16 protein-coding genes are annotated in these 17048 nt (G+C 62.7%); 6 read left to right on the forward strand and 10 right to left on the reverse strand.

Going from position 1 to position 17048, the window contains the following annotated elements:
- Positions 1 to 189 precede the first annotated feature (189 nt).
- Complete coding sequence (locus LQ788_RS12025) at positions 190 to 381, forward strand: hypothetical protein (protein ID WP_231441282.1); 192 nt, start codon at positions 190 to 192, stop codon at positions 379 to 381.
- Between the two features lie 71 nt (positions 382 to 452).
- On the opposite strand, the gene LQ788_RS12030 is transcribed toward LQ788_RS12025, so the two are convergent.
- Together LQ788_RS12030 and LQ788_RS12035 are read right to left on the reverse strand one after the other, a co-directional pair.
- Positions 453 to 1766 carry a class I SAM-dependent RNA methyltransferase gene (locus LQ788_RS12030; RefSeq protein WP_231441285.1) on the reverse strand — a complete coding sequence of 438 codons (1314 nt, stop codon included), beginning with the start codon at positions 1764 to 1766 and terminating at the stop codon, positions 453 to 455.
- A 6-nt stretch (positions 1767 to 1772) separates the two neighbouring features.
- On the reverse strand, positions 1773 to 3683 hold the full coding sequence (locus tag LQ788_RS12035; protein WP_231441288.1) for an APC family permease: 1911 nt from the start codon (positions 3681 to 3683) through the stop codon (positions 1773 to 1775).
- Positions 3684 to 3819: 136 nt separating this feature from the next.
- Between LQ788_RS12035 and LQ788_RS12040 the strand changes: the two genes are divergently transcribed.
- Both LQ788_RS12040 and LQ788_RS12045 read left to right on the forward strand, forming a co-directional pair.
- Positions 3820 to 4491 carry a potassium channel family protein gene (locus tag LQ788_RS12040; RefSeq protein ID WP_231441290.1) on the forward strand — a complete coding sequence of 224 codons (672 nt, stop codon included), beginning with the start codon at positions 3820 to 3822 and terminating at the stop codon, positions 4489 to 4491.
- The gene (locus LQ788_RS12045; protein WP_231441292.1) at positions 4488 to 5153 is read left to right on the forward strand and encodes a potassium channel family protein; all 666 of its coding nucleotides are present in this window, start codon (positions 4488 to 4490) and stop codon (positions 5151 to 5153) included. Before LQ788_RS12040 ends, LQ788_RS12045 begins: the two co-directional genes overlap by 4 nt.
- A gap of 83 nt (positions 5154 to 5236) precedes the next feature.
- On the opposite strand, the gene LQ788_RS12050 is transcribed toward LQ788_RS12045, so the two are convergent.
- Genes LQ788_RS12050 through dut form a run of 3 tightly spaced genes read right to left on the reverse strand, consistent with a single transcriptional unit; the run spans position 5237 to position 6960 of the window.
- Entirely contained in the window at positions 5237 to 5611 is a 375-nt protein-coding gene (locus LQ788_RS12050) for an OB-fold nucleic acid binding domain-containing protein (RefSeq protein ID WP_231441294.1), read from the reverse strand.
- A gap of 5 nt (positions 5612 to 5616) precedes the next feature.
- The gene (locus LQ788_RS12055; RefSeq protein WP_231441296.1) at positions 5617 to 6480 is read right to left on the reverse strand and encodes a DUF3710 domain-containing protein; all 864 of its coding nucleotides are present in this window, start codon (positions 6478 to 6480) and stop codon (positions 5617 to 5619) included.
- A 6-nt stretch (positions 6481 to 6486) separates the two neighbouring features.
- Positions 6487 to 6960, reverse strand: a complete 474-nt coding sequence (dut, locus tag LQ788_RS12060) for a dUTP diphosphatase (RefSeq protein ID WP_231441298.1) — start codon at positions 6958 to 6960, stop codon at positions 6487 to 6489.
- A 64-nt stretch (positions 6961 to 7024) separates the two neighbouring features.
- Here dut and LQ788_RS12065 point away from each other — a divergent pair, with 64 nt between their 5' ends.
- The gene (locus LQ788_RS12065) at positions 7025 to 7480 is read left to right on the forward strand and encodes a DUF3093 domain-containing protein (protein WP_231441300.1); all 456 of its coding nucleotides are present in this window, start codon (positions 7025 to 7027) and stop codon (positions 7478 to 7480) included.
- A 116-nt stretch (positions 7481 to 7596) separates the two neighbouring features.
- On the opposite strand, the gene LQ788_RS12070 is transcribed toward LQ788_RS12065, so the two are convergent.
- Positions 7597 to 7896: a DUF4193 domain-containing protein gene (locus LQ788_RS12070; protein ID WP_092107696.1), complete on the reverse strand. Its 300-nt coding sequence runs from the start codon at positions 7894 to 7896 to the stop codon at positions 7597 to 7599.
- Positions 7897 to 8182: 286 nt separating this feature from the next.
- Between LQ788_RS12070 and LQ788_RS12075 the strand changes: the two genes are divergently transcribed.
- A complete protein-coding gene (locus tag LQ788_RS12075) occupies positions 8183 to 8410 on the forward strand; it encodes a Med9 domain-containing protein (protein WP_009884395.1) in 228 nt (75 codons plus the stop codon).
- Positions 8411 to 8502: 92 nt separating this feature from the next.
- On the opposite strand, the gene LQ788_RS12080 is transcribed toward LQ788_RS12075, so the two are convergent.
- A complete protein-coding gene (locus LQ788_RS12080) occupies positions 8503 to 9609 on the reverse strand; it encodes a ferrochelatase (protein ID WP_231441302.1) in 1107 nt (368 codons plus the stop codon).
- 230 nt (positions 9610 to 9839) lie between these two features.
- Here LQ788_RS12080 and sepH point away from each other — a divergent pair, with 230 nt between their 5' ends.
- Positions 9840 to 10913, forward strand: coding sequence for a septation protein SepH (sepH, locus tag LQ788_RS12085; RefSeq protein ID WP_231441304.1), 1074 nt, complete (start codon positions 9840 to 9842; stop codon positions 10911 to 10913).
- Here sepH and cydC read toward each other — a convergent pair.
- The 3 genes from cydC to LQ788_RS12100 are packed head-to-tail and all read right to left on the reverse strand — an operon-like array spanning position 10888 to position 16994.
- A complete protein-coding gene (gene cydC / locus LQ788_RS12090; protein ID WP_231441306.1) occupies positions 10888 to 14391 on the reverse strand; it encodes a thiol reductant ABC exporter subunit CydC in 3504 nt (1167 codons plus the stop codon). The two genes, sepH and cydC, sit on opposite strands and share 26 nt — an antisense overlap.
- Positions 14388 to 15410, reverse strand: coding sequence for a cytochrome d ubiquinol oxidase subunit II (gene cydB / locus LQ788_RS12095; protein ID WP_231441308.1), 1023 nt, complete (start codon positions 15408 to 15410; stop codon positions 14388 to 14390). Before cydB ends, cydC begins: the two co-directional genes overlap by 4 nt.
- Before the next feature lie 12 nt (positions 15411 to 15422).
- The gene (locus LQ788_RS12100; protein WP_231441310.1) at positions 15423 to 16994 is read right to left on the reverse strand and encodes a cytochrome ubiquinol oxidase subunit I; all 1572 of its coding nucleotides are present in this window, start codon (positions 16992 to 16994) and stop codon (positions 15423 to 15425) included.
- Positions 16995 to 17048: the final 54 nt, after the last annotated feature.

Raw genomic sequence — 17048 nt, forward strand, 5'->3', positions numbered from 1 at the left:
CCAAAAGTATCTTGACGTCAAGATAAATTCTATCTCATTTGGCCGCCCTTGACCACCTTCTGACGGTGGCCTGTCGGTGAACTGAGAATCGGGTTTTCCCCAGGTGAACGTCCGGGCAACTCCAACGCGCGACGGCGTCCGAAGTCTCTAATCTGGAGTCATATCAACAGCAGCGAGCAAGGAGCTCTCATGGACCCGTTCACCCTCGGAGCCGGATTCGGATTCGGTGCGCTTCTCGTCGGCATTATCTTCGCCGTCATCTGTCGATCCTTGGCCGATGAGAAGGGCCGCTCCTCAGGATGGTGGGGACTGTGGGGCTTCCTGACCACATTCATCGCCCTCATCGTCCTGATCCTCCTCCCCCAGAGGTCCCGAGACTGACCTCCCCGCCGCAGAGGTGGGAGCAAGGCAGCCGCGCACCCTCGCCGAGGTGGCCCGACGCCCCGATGCGGTCACCGTCTGAGGATGGTGACCGTTTCCACGTGAGAGGTGAGTGGGAACAGGTCGAATCCGCTCAGGCTCTCGATAGCGAATCCACCGTTGGTCAGGACCGCGAGGTCCCGAGCGAGGGTGGCGGCATCGCAGGAGACGTAGATGATCGTTGTCGCACTCGATTCGAGGAGCGCCCGGGTGACGGCTTTGCCAGCACCGGAACGCGGCGGATCAAGGATGATGACATCCGAGTTCGGGATCGTCGCACGATCCGCCCGGGAGGCGTCGAAGTTCGCAGTGAGGCCCTTGGCGTTGACCCTGGCGTTCTCGATGGCTGATTTCGCACCTTCGACCCCATAGAGTCGGGCACCGGTGGCACTGGCACCGCTGATCCCCAACAGACCAACTCCGCAGTAGAGATCCGTGATCATCTGCGTCTGGTCACTGAGAGCGGAGTTGACCTGCGCGCTCAACAGCCCCGGAGCCTGTTCGTGGACCTGCCAGAATCCGTCGGCCGCGACCCGGTAGTCACGTCCGGAGACCTTTTCGATCAGCTGGCCCTCTCCCCTGACCACGGCCAACTTCGAGTGCCCGCCCTTGGTGCTGGCTCCCTTGCGACCGGTGCCGTTGCGGGCATCTGCGAGAACTGACCACTGCGAGGGCAGGGCCTGCGCCAGCTCGGAGAGCGCGGAGGGATCACAGTCACCGCGCACGATGGCGGCTCCACGATCACCCGACCAGGCGAATTCGAGCCGATCGGCACCTGGCAGACGCAGAGAGGACAGGGCTACCTCGGCGATGGCAGACGTTGCCAGCGGAGCGGCGGTCAGCGGCACGATGTCGTGGGAGCGCGGTGCCAGCATGCCGAGCCGACCGTTGCCGTCGACGGCCAGCTGCACGCGGGTCCGCCAGTTCAGGCCCGTGGTCTCCCCCGGTGCGGCCGCCACCTCGACGCTGCGGTCGATGTGTCCGATCCGCGAGAGCTGATCGTGGAGGACTTCGGCCTTGAGCTCACGGCTATGGGCCAAGTCGACGTGGGCGAACTCCATCCCGCCGAAAAGGGCACCAGCGCCGGCATCCTCGGCGAGGAACTGCGAGCGACGGTCATCGACGCGGAACTCCGAGGCGTCGAGGACCTCAGTGACGTCGGCGCGCAGGAATTTCGCCGCCGGTCCTGCCTCGGTGCGAGCACGCACGGTCTCCCCCGGAATTGCACCGGTAACGAAGACGACCTGCCCCTCGTGGCGAGCGATGCTGCTGCCACCGGCAGCCGGACTCTCGATATGCAGGGTCAGATCCATGGCCGGGATCTCTTCGGCAGAGGGTGCGCTCATCTGTGTTCAAGCCTGTCTGTACAGTGGATTGTCGTTTTCGGGTCCGTCGCCGCCATATTGCCGGGAGAAGGAACGCAGTCGCCAGGGCACGGAGACCACGACAACGTTCGGGACCAGCAGCAGGCGGGTGCGCAGCTTCAAGGCTACTTGGTTGTGCAGGATGTGCTCCCACCAGCGTCCCACGATGAACTGGGGAATGTAGACGATGACGAGGTCGCGTGGGGATCTGCGCCGGATGGCCAGCACATGCGCCAGCAGAGGCCGGACGAGTTCTCGGTAGGGAGAGTCGAGGACCGTCAGCGGCACGGGCAGCGCCATCTCATTCCACTGCCGCTGCAGAGCGGCGGCAGAGTCCTCATCGACGGCGACGGTGATGGCCTCGAGTTGGCTCGACCGTGTCACCCGCGCATAGGACAGGGCGCGCAGGGTCGGTTTGTTGATCTCATTGACGACGACGATCGCGTGGGTGTTCGACGGGATCGTGCGGGATTCGCTGTCCGTCTCCGGTGCCAGTTCCCGTGCCACGCGGGAGTAGTGGCGATGAATCGCACCCATGATCATGAACAGTCCGGCCATTGCCGCGACCGCGAGCCAGGCACCGGCGAGGAACTTGGAGACGATCACGACGAGCAGGACGCCGGAGGCGATGACGCAGCCGGCGCCGTTGACGAGACGGTTGAGGTGCATCCGCACTCGTGCCTTGGATTCGATGACCAGGCGCAGCCGTTTGTTCCAGTGCAGGACCATGCCTGCCTGGCCCACGACGAAGCTGGCGAAGACGCCGACGAGATAGAGCTGGATCAGGGTCGTCGCCGAGGCTCGCGTGGCGATGACGAGCAGGATCGCGGCGAAGGCCAGGAGCAGGATGCCGTTGGAGAACGTCAGCCGGTCTCCCTTGGTCGCCAGCTGTCTGGGGAGGAATCCGTCGCGGGCCAGCCTGGAGGCGAGACCGGGGAATCCTTCGACCGCAGTGTTCGCGGCGACGATGAGCACCAGGGCTGCCACGAGCACGACGAGGTAGAACATGATCGGCGCATTGTCGAAGATCGCATGCGCCAGCTGCGCGAGAACCGGCTCCTGTTCGTATTCGGCGCTGACCGCGCTGCCGTCGGGACGGACAAGATAGAGATGCGGATCATCGACGTATTTGATCCCCGTCACCGAGGCCAAGTACGTCAGTCCGGTGAGCATCAGGGCCGCCAGCAGACCCGAGAGCAGCAAGGTGTTTCCCGCGTTCTTGCCACGTGGCTTCTTGAACGCCGGCACTGCTGTGGCCACCGTCTGGACACCGGCCAATGCCACCGACCCCGAGGAGAAGGCGCGCAGGACGATGAGGACTGTGGCCAGCCCGAGCGTGGCTTCGTCGCCGACCCCGCCGTGGACGATCGTGTAATCGGCCGTCTCCGCCTGCGGGATGTCCCCGGCACCGACACGCAGCAGCCCCACGCACATGGTGAGGAAGACGGCCCCCAGGAACAGATAGGTCGGCACCGCCAGCAGCACCGGGGTGGCACGTGAACCGCGCAGTCCCGCCAAGGTGATCAGCAGAATCCCGATGATCGCCACGAGGACGCGGTAGGGCGCCAAGGGTGGGAAGGCCGTCGTGATGTAGGCGGCGAAGACCGTCATCGACACGGCCAACGTCAGCACATAGTCGACGAGCAGCGCTGCGGCGACGACCAGTCCGGCACGAGGTCCGAGGTTCTTCGATGCGACCTCGTAGTCACCGCCGCCGGATGGGTAGGCCTTGACGTTGATGCGGTAGCAGGCGACGATCACGAGGATCACCGCACCGACTGCCACTCCGATCCAGGGCGCCACGGTGAGGGCGACAAGAGAAGTCAATGACAGCGCCAGCAGGATCTCATCGGGGGCGTAGGCCACGGACGAGAGCATGTCGGAGGCGAAGACGGGCATTGCGATGCGCTTCTTCAGCGCAGGCGTGCGCCTGTCCTCACTGCGGAAGGGCCGTCCAACGAGTAGTCTTTTGACGGCATCAGAAAAACTGCTGGCCACGGGCACTAATGGTAGATCAATGCGGAGAGGATTACCCATGCACTTCGTGATTATGGGCTGCGGCCGAGTCGGAGCATCCTTGGCCAAAGCACTTGATGCCAATGGGCACTCGGTGGCCGTCGTCGACCGCGACCCCGATGCATTCCTCAAGCTCGGCAGGGATTTCAGCGGATCCACCATCACCGGCATCGGGTTCGACCGCGAGACGCTGTCCCAGGCGAAGACGACGGACGCCTACGCCTTCGCGGCCGTCTCCAGCGGAGACAATTCCAATATCCTTGCCGCGCGTGTCGCTCGGGAGACCTTCGGCGTCGCCAACGTCGCGGCCAGAATCTACGACCCGAACCGTGCGCAGGTCTTCGAACGTCTGGGCATTCCGACCGTTCCCACCGTGAGATGGACAGCAGACCAGGTGATGCGCAAACTCGTCCCGCAGGGATCGATCACCGAGTTCCGTGAACCCTCCGGCAAACTCGTGCTCGCCGAGGTCCATCTCGATCCCGGATGGGTGGCGAAGCCGATCAAGGAGATCGAAACTCGGACCAAGGCTCGGGTCGCCTACGTCACCCGACTCTCCGAGGGCATCCTCGCTCACGAGGATCTGCTCATCCAGGACGGAGACCTCGTCCATCTGATGTGTCCGGTGGACCGCCTCGGCGAGATCGAGAAGATCCTGGACCAGCCCGTGCGAGCAATGGAGGAAGAATGAGAGTCGTCATCGCCGGGGCCGGATCTGTGGGCCGTTCCGTGGCTCGCGAGCTCATCGACAAGAAGCACACGGTCCTGCTCATCGATCAGAGCAAGGAAGCCCTGGGCCATGAGCGCATCCCCGGAGCCGAATGGCTGCTCTCGGATGCCTGCGAGTTGGCGGGATTGGGTGAGGCCAAACTCGAGGAAGCCGACGTGGTCGTCGCCGCGACAGGAGATGACAAGACCAATCTTGTTCTGTCTCTGCTGGCGAAGACTGAGTTCGGTGTTCCGCGCACCGTCTCACGGGTGAACAACCCGAAGAACGAATGGCTCTTCGACGAGAACTGGGGAGTCGACGTCGCAGTGTCGACACCGCGCCTGATGACCGCGCTGGTCGAGGAGGCTGTCGAGGTGGGAGGGCTCGTCCACCTGATGAGCTTCGAACGCGGCCAAGCTGGCCTGATGGAGTTCACCGTCCACGAATCGTCGGCCCTCGTCGCCTCCCGGATCGGCGATATCGCCTTCCCGCTCGACACGGTGCTCGTCGCCGTCATCCGCAACTCCCGGGCCTTCGCACCCAGCGCCGACGACGTGATCGAGGCCGGAGACGAACTGTTCTTCCTCTCCTCACCCGATCAGGAGGGTGCGCTGCTGAGTCTGCTGCAGACTCCGGCTCCCTGAGCGACTCCCTGCGCTGAGGGCCTCAGGTCTCGGCTCCGAACTCGGCTCGCTGAACTCGAATGTCCGGCGGTCACCGGTCAGTGTCACTCGTGGTCGTCGCGGGTCTGGATCAGCTCATAGACGGGGTTATGGGCCTTCAGAGCACCGTCGTGTGCGCAGAAGCGCCCCTCGAGGACAATCAAGGCTCCGGGCTTGATTCCGCTGATCTCGCGGCGGCCCAGGAACTGTGCTTGGACCTCGCCGGTCCCGTCGGCAACCGTGATGTGCAGACGGGGACTGTCGCCGCTGCATGACTGCGTCACAGCGCTGACGACTCCGGCGATGCGTGAGAGCTTCCGTGGGCTGAGGTCCTGCACGCTGATGACGCCGGGAATCTGGGACACCAGTCTCAGATCGGCCCGTGCCTCAGCGTCCCTGGACCCGAAGTCACGCACGAGGCGTGTGAAGAGATCCAGCATGGATCTCAGCGAACCTCGGTGATTTCCGGGCCGCGTTCGAACGGATTGAGCTCGTCCTTGTCCTCGACCTCAGTCTCGGAATCTCCGTTGACCTCAGGGGCTGTGAGCACGATGAGCTCACGCGGAGCCATCGCCTCCTGGCCTCTGTCGACGATGACGCCGCGGAAGAGTGCACTGAGTTCGGACCGGATCTCATCGTTGGTGACGGCCGTGCCGGAGAACACTGCGCGAACGAACCAGCGCGGTCCGTCAACGCCGGCGAAGCGCATGGCACGCTTGCCGGGACGGCCGTCCTCGGTTTTGGCTGGAACTTCGACGGCCAGTTCCCTGCCCAGCGAGGTGTGCAGCTCTGAGGCTTCGCCGCCCTGTGAGGTGACGCCGCTGGCCAGTTGCTTGCGCACCGTGTTCCACAGCCCCTCCGACCGCGGTGTGGCGAAGGCCTGCAGCTGGATTCCGCCGCCCTCGTGGATGAGTGTCACCGCCAGCACGCGCTGGGACTCGTCGTCGGTGTCCAGGCGCACCTGCATGCCGTCGACGACGGGGACCTTGAGAGCTCCCAGGTCGAGCCTGTTGAGCTCGGGGTAGTCTTCCGAGACGTCGAAGGGTCCCTTCTCCGAACGGTCGTAGGGAGCGGATTTCTCGAGCAGGGCGTCCTCGTCGAGTTCGTCGACCTCGTCGTCGTCGGAGGAATCTTCGTCCTCGTTGGAGTTGTCGGCGTCGCTCGGTTCGGCTTCGTCTGAATCGATGTCAGTCGATTCTTCTGCGGCGGTGTCATCTGTCACAACGTCATCGACGCCGCGCTCCTCGTCGACGGTGTCGTCGATCTTCTCAGCGGAGGATTTCTTGGAGAATCGAGAGAACAGTCCCATGGTCGTTCACACCTCTTTCTCGGTCAGACCTGCTTGTACCCCACCGGTGGAGCCGAAGCCCCCTGCGCCGCGATCGCTGTCGTCCAGCGATTCGACGAGGGTGAAGTCTGCTTGTTTGATTTCTTGGATGACGAGCTGAGCGATGCGGTCTCCGCGTGAGATGCGCACCGGGGTCCGCGCGTCGAGGTTGATCAGCGGCACCTTGATCTCACCGCGATAGCCGGCGTCGATCGTACCCGGGGCGTTGATCACGGTCACGCCGTGCTTGCTGGAAAGGCCCGATCGCGGATGGACGAATCCTGCGGTGCCAGTCGGGAGGGCGATTGCGATGCCGGTGGGCACAACCTTGCGCTCAAATGGTTCGAGAACGAAGTCGATCGCGGAGCATAGATCAGCACCCGCATCGGACGCGTGCGCGTACGAGGGAGGAGTGATGCCTGCGTCGAGCAGTTTGAGGTCAATCTTCAGGATTTCTGCCACAAAGAAGCACTCTAACGCCGAAGCCTGAGCGCTTCCAAAAAGTCCGTTATGGGAGAATGGCTCCATGGCAACGACTCAACCCGAAACACGTGTGGTCTACACGGAAAAACTCGGCCCATCCATCGGTATGTGGATTCTCATTGTGATCGCTGCGGCCTCGACCGCACTGATGGTGTTTCCGGTATGGACGGCCGGCACCATCATCCTCCCGGTGGTCAGCTTCGCCCTGCTGGCCTGGTGGCTGCGTTCACTCGGAATTTCGATCATCGTCACCGAACGTCAGCTCTTCGTCGGTGACGCGCATATCGATCGCCGCTATGTCACCGGTGCCACAGGTTACGACGCCGAGGCTGCACGAACCGCAAGAGGAACCGGCCTCGACGCGCGCGCCTTCCTGATGCTGCGTCCCTGGGCCAAGTGCGCGGTGCGCATCGACATCCACGATGAGGCCGACCCGACACCCTACTGGCTCGTGTCGAGCAAACGTCCGATGGAACTCGCCGCCGCACTCGAACCCTGAGGCCTACTGCACCCCTCGGAGCTGACAGACACGTTCGCAGGCAGGTGCTCCAGGAAGCCGAGATACAGAAACGCGCCCCGACAAGGGCGCGTTCTTGTATCATCCGACCAGTTGTTTCAGCCAGCACAGTCCGTGCAGATGGGGACTCCGCCTTCCTCACTGGCCAACTGGGAGCGATGGCGAACCAGGAAGCATTCCATGCAGGTGAACTCGTCATTCTGCTTAGGCAGCACTCGAACGGAGAGCTCTTCGTTCGACAGGTCCGCACCGGGCAGTTCGAACCCTTCTGCAACCGCGGTCTCATCTTCGTCAATCTTGCTGGCCTGCGCCTGCGAGCGTGAAGCCTTCAGCTGTTCAATCGAATCGCTTTTGATTTCATCGTCTTGCTTACGAGGTGCGTCGTAGTCTGTTGCCATATGGCTCATCGCTCTCTGTCGGGTGTGCTGAAGAGGATTTTCGGCCCCTCTCGCCAAACGTGTCCCCAGCATTGTGCACTGTATGCTTACCGTTGGCAAGACCAGATCGTGATTGTTCACAGTGATACTCGTCACTGATGTGTCAGTTCGTGACGGTTCGCACATACGACTCTCGAAAAGCTCTGCGAGAATGCATAAGTCGAATAGCGCCGATTGAACATCGTCGGTGAATGAAACTGGGATCGCCCCATGCGTGGGAGACGGCCCGAGGAAGGACGAATACACCATGAGTGAATTCGCAAATCAACTCGATACCAGGATCGACGATGTCCGTCATCGCCTCCAGGAAGCCCGGTCCGAGGGGGACGACTATCTCGTCGAGACTCTCATCGACGACCTGCAGAATCTCTTGGAACTCGCTGATCGCAATGATGTGGACACAGGGCCCATCGCCGCCGTCATCACAGCAGAGACCGGAGCGATTCCGATCATCCCTGCACCCGAAGAGTCCTGACTCCCCAGGACCAGAGCAACTGAGAATCCCTCCCCTGCGAACTCTGCAGAGGAGGGATTTCTGTTGGTTGACGGGATGCGGTGAGACTTCTCTCAGGCAGGCCAGTTGGGTTCGGTCGCCCGTTCGATGCGTCCGCGGCAGCATTCGATGCTGCATGCACCGCTGCCGGGAGTCAACGCTGTAGAGCCGGGAATGACAGGGGCAGCTGTCTGCTCACCGCGCAGCTGTGCGATTCTCTCCTCGACGAGGTCGATGAGCCCGGAGACGAACAGGGGATGCGTTCCGACGGTCGCAACGCGGGTGAATGCGAAATCGAGTTCGGCAGCAGTCTCCTTCGCTTCGGTGTCGAGGTCGAAGGCGACTTCCATGTGATCGGAGATGAAGCCGATCGGCACCAGGACTACACCGGAGACTCCGTCTTCGGCGAGTTCCCTCATGCGATCGTTGACATCGGGTTCGAGCCACGGGACCTCTGGCGATCCCGAACGGGAGCAGTACACCAGTTCCGCTGGAAGGTCTTCGGACTCTGACAGCCCCTCGAGGAGATGGGCCATCAGCTCTTCGTGCTGCGCCAGGTAGCCATTCGTCGCCACCGTAGAGGCGTCCTGCATGACATCGGGAATCGAATGCGTGACGAACAGAATCCGATGCTTCGCAGCATCGAGGGCACCGACCTGCTTCGCAAAGTCAGCGAGACCCTCCTGCAGGAGAAGAGCACAGGCCTGGGCATACCCGGGGTGGTTGTAGAACTGCCGGATCTTATCGATCGTGACTGTCGTGCCCTCGGCTGACAGTTCCTGGATCGTCTTGGCGAAATCCTCTCGATATTGGCGGCACGAGGAGTACGAGGAGTACGCCGAGGTATCGATGGACAGAAAGCGCGTTCTCCCGGCTTCTGCTTCGGCACGCACCTCGTCTGTCAGGTACGGCTCCCAGTTGCGGTTGCCCCAAATGAGCGGGGTATCGATTCCGCGGCGCTCGAGTTCTTCACGCAAGGCTTGCAGCAGCGCTTTGTTCTGATCATTGATCGGTGACTTTCCGCCGAAACCGTAGTAGTGCTCACCGACTTCTTCGAGTCGCTCCTCCGGTATTCCACGACCGGCGGTGACATTTTTCAGGAAAGGGACGACTTCTTCTGGAGCCTCCGGTCCTCCGAACGACATGAGGACGAGAGCGTCAATGGGTGCAGTCTTATTCACAGTTACTGATTTTACAGCCTGTAGAGGTGCCGCGCCCTCTGTCCGCCCTGTGAGCCGGTTTCACTCGCCGTTCAGAACCGATGCTGCCTCCTGGACCGATCGTCCGTTGCCCCTTCGTCCTTCGTCCCGGCTGTTCTCGGTGGGCATTTCGCGACTCGCGCGCAAATCTGCCCTGCACGCGGTGTCGAACGTGACACGATGCAGGGAGACGCGATAAAGGAGCTTAAGGCATGCGTGAACTGATCTTGAACGGAGTCGACGCCGACGGCACTCATCTGCTGCTGAACGACGAAAACGGGCTGCAGTATCGATTGGCTCTCGATGAAGCTCTGTACGCCGCTGTCCGCAAGGACCGCACCACAGTCAAGCCCGAGACCCCTGTGCGCCCGCGTGACATCCAGGCGATGATCCGCGGCGGGATGAGCGCAGAGGAAGTCATTGCCTCCACGGGTGCCGATATCGAACAGGTTCGCACCTACGAGCGACCGGCTCTGGCCGAACGCGCACACACCGCCTTCACCGCCAGTCAGCATCCGATCTATTCCGATCATGACCCCAATGGCGACCCCACTCCCCTGGTGGAGCTGTGCCAGACCCGTCTGGCGATGCGAGACGTCGACATCGAGACCATGGATTGGGATGCGTGGAAGCAGCAGGACGGCAACTGGTACATCCAGCTCAGCTTCACTGCCGCTGATCGGACCCGCACAGCCGGATGGAACTACTACCGCCGGTCGCTGACTCCCATCGACGACGAAGCGAAATGGTTGGCCGATTCCGGTCCGACGGACACAGGGCCGATTCCGAACTACGGAACCGGCGCCGAACGACAGAAGAACACTGAGGAGATCGACACCCCGCCGGTTCCTCCAGCGTCATCCGAGACTTCTCCCGCTGCCCGCGACCACCAGGCCGAGACCGGTCGGATCTTGGAGAATCTGCGCAAGCGGCGTCGCCATGAGGAAGAGGACGAACCACGCGGTCGGCTCCGTGCCGTCACCGAGGATCCCGAGACTCACCCGCAGGGCGCGCACACAGCACCGGGTAAGCCAGAGGACGCGACCGACGATGAGGTCTTCGCCTTCGAAGATCCGGCGAGGCCGGACCCGGACGAGCCGCAGGAACCGACCCAGGAAGTCGCCAGGTTCGATGACGACAATCAGCTGTCACTGCTCAATGAGCCTGGTGTCAGCGAAGATTCGAATCAGTTCAAGGACCCTGAGTCGAAGGCGAAGTCGAAGAAGAACAGCCGCGCATCGATTCCCAGCTGGGATGAGATCATGTTCGGCTCGAAGCGCGACTGAGTTCGTCTCCCAGCACGACCAGTCGATCGTCCTCGTCGATCAGGCTGCGATCGTGAGTGACCATCACAACGGCGTGTGAGTCCAAGCTCATCCGCAGATCCGCCAGCAGCCGATGAGCCATCTCATCGTCGAGGTGGGCCGTCGGTTCGTCGAGGACGATCACTTCAGCCCCGCTGAGGATCGTCCGGGCCACCGCCAGCCGCTGGCGCTGTCCCCCGGAGATGTCCGCACCGTGGTCACCGACCCGGAGGTCGAGTCCGGCGGCATCTGCCCATTCGCCGAGGCCTGCACGGGTCAGCGCCGCACACATCTCCTCTGTCGTGGGAGCCTCCGAACGCGCAATCGCGAGATTTCCCCTCACTGTCGATCGGAAGATGTGGGCTTCCTGGGGACACCACGCAATCCTGCCTGCGAGGTCTGCAGGTGCCAGACTCAGCACATCTGTCTGGTGGCCCGCTTCGTCGTCGGCGCGGTAGCTGCCGGTCCACGGGTCGAGGAAGCGCAGGAGCACGCTCAGCGTCGTTGACTTTCCCGTGCCGCTGTCGCCGTAGAGGACCGTCCATTGCCCCTTCCGAGCACGCAGATTCACGTCTTCGACCACGGGGCCGGCCTCCCAGCCGACGCTCATGCCAGCAAGGTCGAGGGCGGTGAAGGCGTGCTCAGCGGGAGGCTCGTCGCTGTGGCCGGTGCCTGCCTGGCCTACACGGCCTCCGTCCACGCTGCGATCGCCCTCGGTTGGGCGTCCCGACTGAGTCGGTGGAATTGCGGGGAGACGGTCGAGGACGACGCCGAGGCTCGGCAGCGCTCGGAACGCGAGCATCGACTGTGAGAAGACATCCGCGCAACCCAGTGCAATGAGAACGACGACGGCCCGGATCTCGGTCGGTGCCGACGAGGTCAAGGCGATGAGCACTGCGGCCCCGACTGTACTCAGCTGCAGCCAGAGTTGGGCGATGCCGAGGTGGTGGGACGAGCGGCGCTGCACACGGCGCAGTTCCTGCTCTTCGCGACCAAGTGCTGTCAACACCGTGCCCACGCCTCGGTTCGTTCGCAGGTCCGTTGTGGCGTTCAGCGCACGTGCCAGGACTGAGAGTATCCGGCTGCGTGCAGTTCGGACGCCGAGGGCCAGACCGCTCTCACTTCTGATCACGGCTGCTGGCAACAGGATCAGATTGAGACCGCCGAGGATCAGGAACACCGGCAGCGACGCCGGATCGAGGGCCCAAGCCGCGATGAGCACCCCGATGAAGACCAGCGCCGAGGCGACCGGCGGGAACAGCGTCCGCGGAATCAGATCGCGTACATCATCGGCATCGGAGACCATGGTGCGCAGTGCGGCATCGGAGGTCAGCAGCTTCCTGTCCCCCATGCCGGCGGCTTCGAAGTGTTCCCACAGTCGAGAGCGCAGACTGCCCAAGGAGGCGAAGATGGCCGAATGCAGTTTGAGGCGGCTGAGGTAGAGCAGCACGGACCGGCTGAGCCCGAAGAATCGCACACCGACGATGGCGACCAGAAGAATCATGATGGGCGGCTGATAGGAGGCCTCGACGATGAGCCACGCGGAAACCGCGGTCAGCGCAATCGCGGCCAGACTCGAAGCACACGATGAGAGCAGAGCGATAATCATGTTCGGTGTGAACAGGGGCATGCTCGAACGTAGGAGCGACCATCGACGACGAAGCGTCGCCCGAGGCTCTTCCACCGCGAATTCACTGTTCGTCGCCGCTGGGCCTGTGCCCTGCGACCCATCCTCCGATAACGGGACGGCGGGATTGGCTGGGTCGATGTGCAATGTCCTGTCGGCGGGAACTTCCCCGACCTCTGCGGACGAAGCCTCGGACATTCTCGCGGTCGCAGGCTGTGCTTCAATGCTCAGATCTGAGCTCAGAGCGCGGGTCTGTGCCGACGCCTCATCGCTGAGTGCGCCGCTGAGTTGATCGGGTTTGCTGGGGACGATCTCGTCCCCGGCGAGTTCGACGACACGATCGTCATGGCTGGCCAAGACGACACGCACGCCTGTGGCCGCCTCGGCGATCATGCCGATGATGATCTCCGCGTTCTCATCGTCGAGGTGGGCAGTCGGCTCATCGAGAACGAGGGCTGTCGCATCGCCTTCAATCAGGTGTTGGACTCGGACGAAGGCAAGTCGACGAAGCTGACCTGGGCTCAGGGCTGATGTCGATAGGTCTGTGTCCTCAGGCAGTCGGGCACGGCGCAGAGCGGCGGTCTGCTGATCGCGTGGAAGACCGTAGACATCGAGTTCAGCCCCGATCGTCGCGCCGAAGAACCGTGGCGCCTGCGGGACGAACGCGACCCGGCGAGGTGTCATCGTGGTGCGGGCCCGGGAAGGCAGGTCACCGGCAAGGGCAGAGAGAATCGTGGATTTCCCCGCACCTGAGGGGCCCCGGACTGCGGTGATGCCCGGAGACTCCCGGAAATCACCCGACCACTCAATCGTTGTCCGATTCGGGTACACCACCCGGTGACGGACTCTCGTGGTCTCGTCACCGGCGTCGGCGCTGGTCTCGCTGTCCCAGTCTGGTCCTTCTTCTGCCTCGGATTCGGTGCTCTCGATCAGCTCCCGGGCTCTTCCTTGTGCCTCACGTCCGTTTTCGCTCGCGTGATAGCCGGCGCCCAACTCACGCAGCGGAGTGAAGCACTCGGGTGCCAAGAGCAGCACGAAGAGACCGGAGCTCAGGTCCAGGGTTCCAGAGACCAGTCGCAGGCCGATGACGACTGCGACCAAGGCCACGGAGATCGTGGCGATGAACTCAAGGGCGAGGCTGGAGAGGAAGGCGATGCGCAGCGTTGCCAGATTGGCACCGTGGTACTTCTCCCCCAGCTTTCGCAGGGTGCGTGCGTGATCCCGGGATCGGCCCAGTCCGATGAGCACGGGCAGTCCTTCGGCCAACTCGGCGAGGTGATCGGACAGACGTTCGAGCGCCGTGGTACTGGCCGCCGTCGACTCCTCGGTGAAGCGGCCGATGAGGATCATGAAGACCGGAACCAGTGGCAGACACAAGGCGATGATGACCGCCGAGAGGACATCGGTGAAGACTATGCGCACAAGCAGCGTCACGGGAACCACTGCCGCCGCGGCCAGCGCCGGCACCACGGTCGTGAAGTAGTCGTCGAGGTCGTCGATGCCGCGGGTGACGGTGACCGCAGTGTTCATGCGAGGCTGGCCGCGCCCGGTCAGAAGCGAGGAGAGGATCGAAGACCTCAGCCGTTGTTTGTTCACCGCGGCCAGAGATGTGCCCAGGCTGTGATCGGCCCAGAGATTCGCCCCGCGCAGCACAGCCCCCAGCAGCCCCAGTACTGCCCAGACTCCGACAGGACTCGTGCCGATGATCGCACGCACCAGAGCCTCGGCGATGAGCACGATGCCGACAGCACGCGCCAATGCACTGAACACGGACAGGCAGAGTCCGCGCCGTCCACCAGGCAGGTCGAGCAGGATCTGCAACGGGGAGCTCATGATCTGATCGCAACCGGAACGCGGTGGGCCTCAGGAATGTGAGCCTCGGCGATCCGTCCCAGGAACATGCGATAGCTGAATATCTGGTAGGCGATGATGATCGGCAGGCAGACAGCGGTCACGACCAGCATCACCGTGAGTGTGTAGTCCGACGACGAAGCGGAAGAGATCGTCAGCGAGTTCGCCGAGTCCAGTGTTGAGGGCAAGACATTGGGATAGGCCCCAGCGAACACGGCAGTCAATCCCACCACGAGGTAGATGCCGTGGAATGCAAAGGCCCTCTTCTCCGCCCCGGAACGCACCGCGAGGTACGCTGCCACCAGTGCGATCACGGCTGCGATGACCACGGCAATGAGCCACGGACGCCCAGTGACGGACAGACCGAACCAGATGAGGAAGCCGATCGACCCCGGCAGCATCAGTCTCCGCGCCCACCGCTGAGCCTTCTCTCGGATGTCGCCCTGAGTCTTCAGCCCCAGGAAGATCAGACCGTGGACGAGGGCGAAGCCGACTCCTCCCAGGCCGCCCACGACCGCGGGCCAGCCCATCCAGGCGAAGGCTCCGCCGACGATGTCACCGTGTTCGTTCAAGGGCAGTCCGCTGGAGGTGATGGCGAGCATGGCGCCGATGAAGAACGCGATTCCAGCTGAGCCGACTGCCATAGCCCACGTCCAGAAGGACTTCCACACTGCGCTGTGGCCCTTGCCGCGATATTCGATGGCGACGGCACGGAAGATCAATGCCAGCAGGCACAGCGTCAGCGGGATGTAGAGGGCGCTGAACAGGGAGGCATACCAATGTGGGAAGGCGGCGAAAGTCGCACCTGCAGCAGTGATCAGCCACACCTCGTTGCCGTCCCAGGTCGGTCCGATCGTATTGAGCAGAACCCGTTTCTGCCGTTCGGTGCGGCTGAGGACCGGCATGAGCATCCCGACGCCGAGGTCGAAGCCGTCAAGGAAGAGATACCCCATCCACAACACGATGATGAGGACGAACCAGATCGTAGCGAGAATTTCCATTGTGTCTTCTCCTCAGTACGCGAACGACAGGACGTCGTCTTCGTCGTTCGTGATCCGTGGGGTGTGGTTGATCTTCGTGACCTCAGGCATCGCCGAGGCGATCCCTCCCCTGATGTAGACGATGAGCAGCCGCAGTTCCACAACCATGAGAATGCCGTAGACGAGGCTGAGGCTGATCAGTGAGAACAGCAGCATCCCAGGCGTGAGCTCAGGTGACAGCGCCGCCTGAGTGAACATGTACACGCCGTCAAGCTGCGCGGGATTCGGCGCGACCACGAACGGCTGACGCCCCATCTCCGTGAAGATCCAGCCGGCGGAGTTGGCGATGAAAGGCGCGGTGATCGACAGGAGTGCTCCGCGCATCAGCCAGGGTGAGGCGGGGACGGTGCCTTTTCGAGTCAGCCACAGTCCCAGTGCGCTGACTCCTGCCGCGACCATGCCGAACCCGATCATGAACCTGAATCCCCAGTAGGTGACGATCATGATGGGCTGGTAGTCGATCTTCTCGCCCGAGTGCTGACCGTAGCGTTCGTCCTCGGGCAGATGCGTGCCGTATTTCTCCTGGTAGTCGGGAAGCAGAGTCGTAACGCCGTGAACCGGAGTATTGAAGTCGCCCTTGGCGAGGAAGGAGAGCAGCCCCGGGATCTCGAACACGTTCTCCACCCCGTCGCAGTCGTTTGACGAGGGGTCGCCGATTGTGAGCACGGAGAACTCGGTACCGTCGTGACAGGCGGCCTCGGCTGAGGCCATCTTCATGGGCTGCTGTTCGAACATCAGCTTGGACTGGATGTCACCGGTGATCGCGACTCCGACGAAGGCCACGAGGCCGACGACAGCACCGATGCGCAAGGACCGGATCCAGACCTGATGGTCGATGGCGTCTCTGCCGGGCACATCGGGTGCAGAACCGACGACGACCTTGCCGTCGGGACCGATGGTGTCAATGCCGTCCTTGCGTCTGCGGTAGAGGTGATACCAGGAGATTCCGAGCAGGAAGCTGCCGCCCACGGCCAACGCCCCGCACAGTGTGTGAGTGTAGGCGGCGATCGCCGTGTTGTTCGTCAGCACCGCCCAGACGTCGGTCATCACCGCTCTGCCCTCGACCAGTTCGACACCGACGGGGTGCTGCATCCATGAGTTCGCAACGATGATGAAGTAGGCGGAGATCCACGATCCGATCACGGCACACCAGAGGCTGCCTAAGTGGACGGCACGCGGGAGTCTGCCCCAGCCGAAGATCCAGAGCCCGAGGAAGGTGGACTCCAGGAAGAACGCGAGCAGTGCCTCCAACGCCAACGGCGCACCGAAGACGTCTCCCACGAAGCGGGAGTACTCACTCCACGCCATCCCGAACTGAAATTCCTGAACCAGGCCGGTGGCGACACCCATGATGAAGTTGATGAGGAAGAGTTTGCCGAAGAACTTGGTGCTGCGCAGATACATCTCGTTGCCCGTGCGGTGATACCGGGTCTGCAGAATCGCAACGAGCATGCCCAGGCCGAGAGTGAGCGGAACCATCCAGAAGTGATAGACGGTGGTGATGCCGAATTGCCAGCGCCCGATGAGAACCGGATCCAGGTCCATGGGTACTCCGTTCGTGGAAGACCTAATTTCTACAACACGTAGAATTCTACAACG

Origin of the sequence: Brevibacterium zhoupengii (assembly GCF_021117425.1) — a bacterium.
In the GTDB taxonomy this organism is placed as follows: Bacteria; Actinomycetota; Actinomycetes; order Actinomycetales; family Brevibacteriaceae; genus Brevibacterium; species Brevibacterium zhoupengii.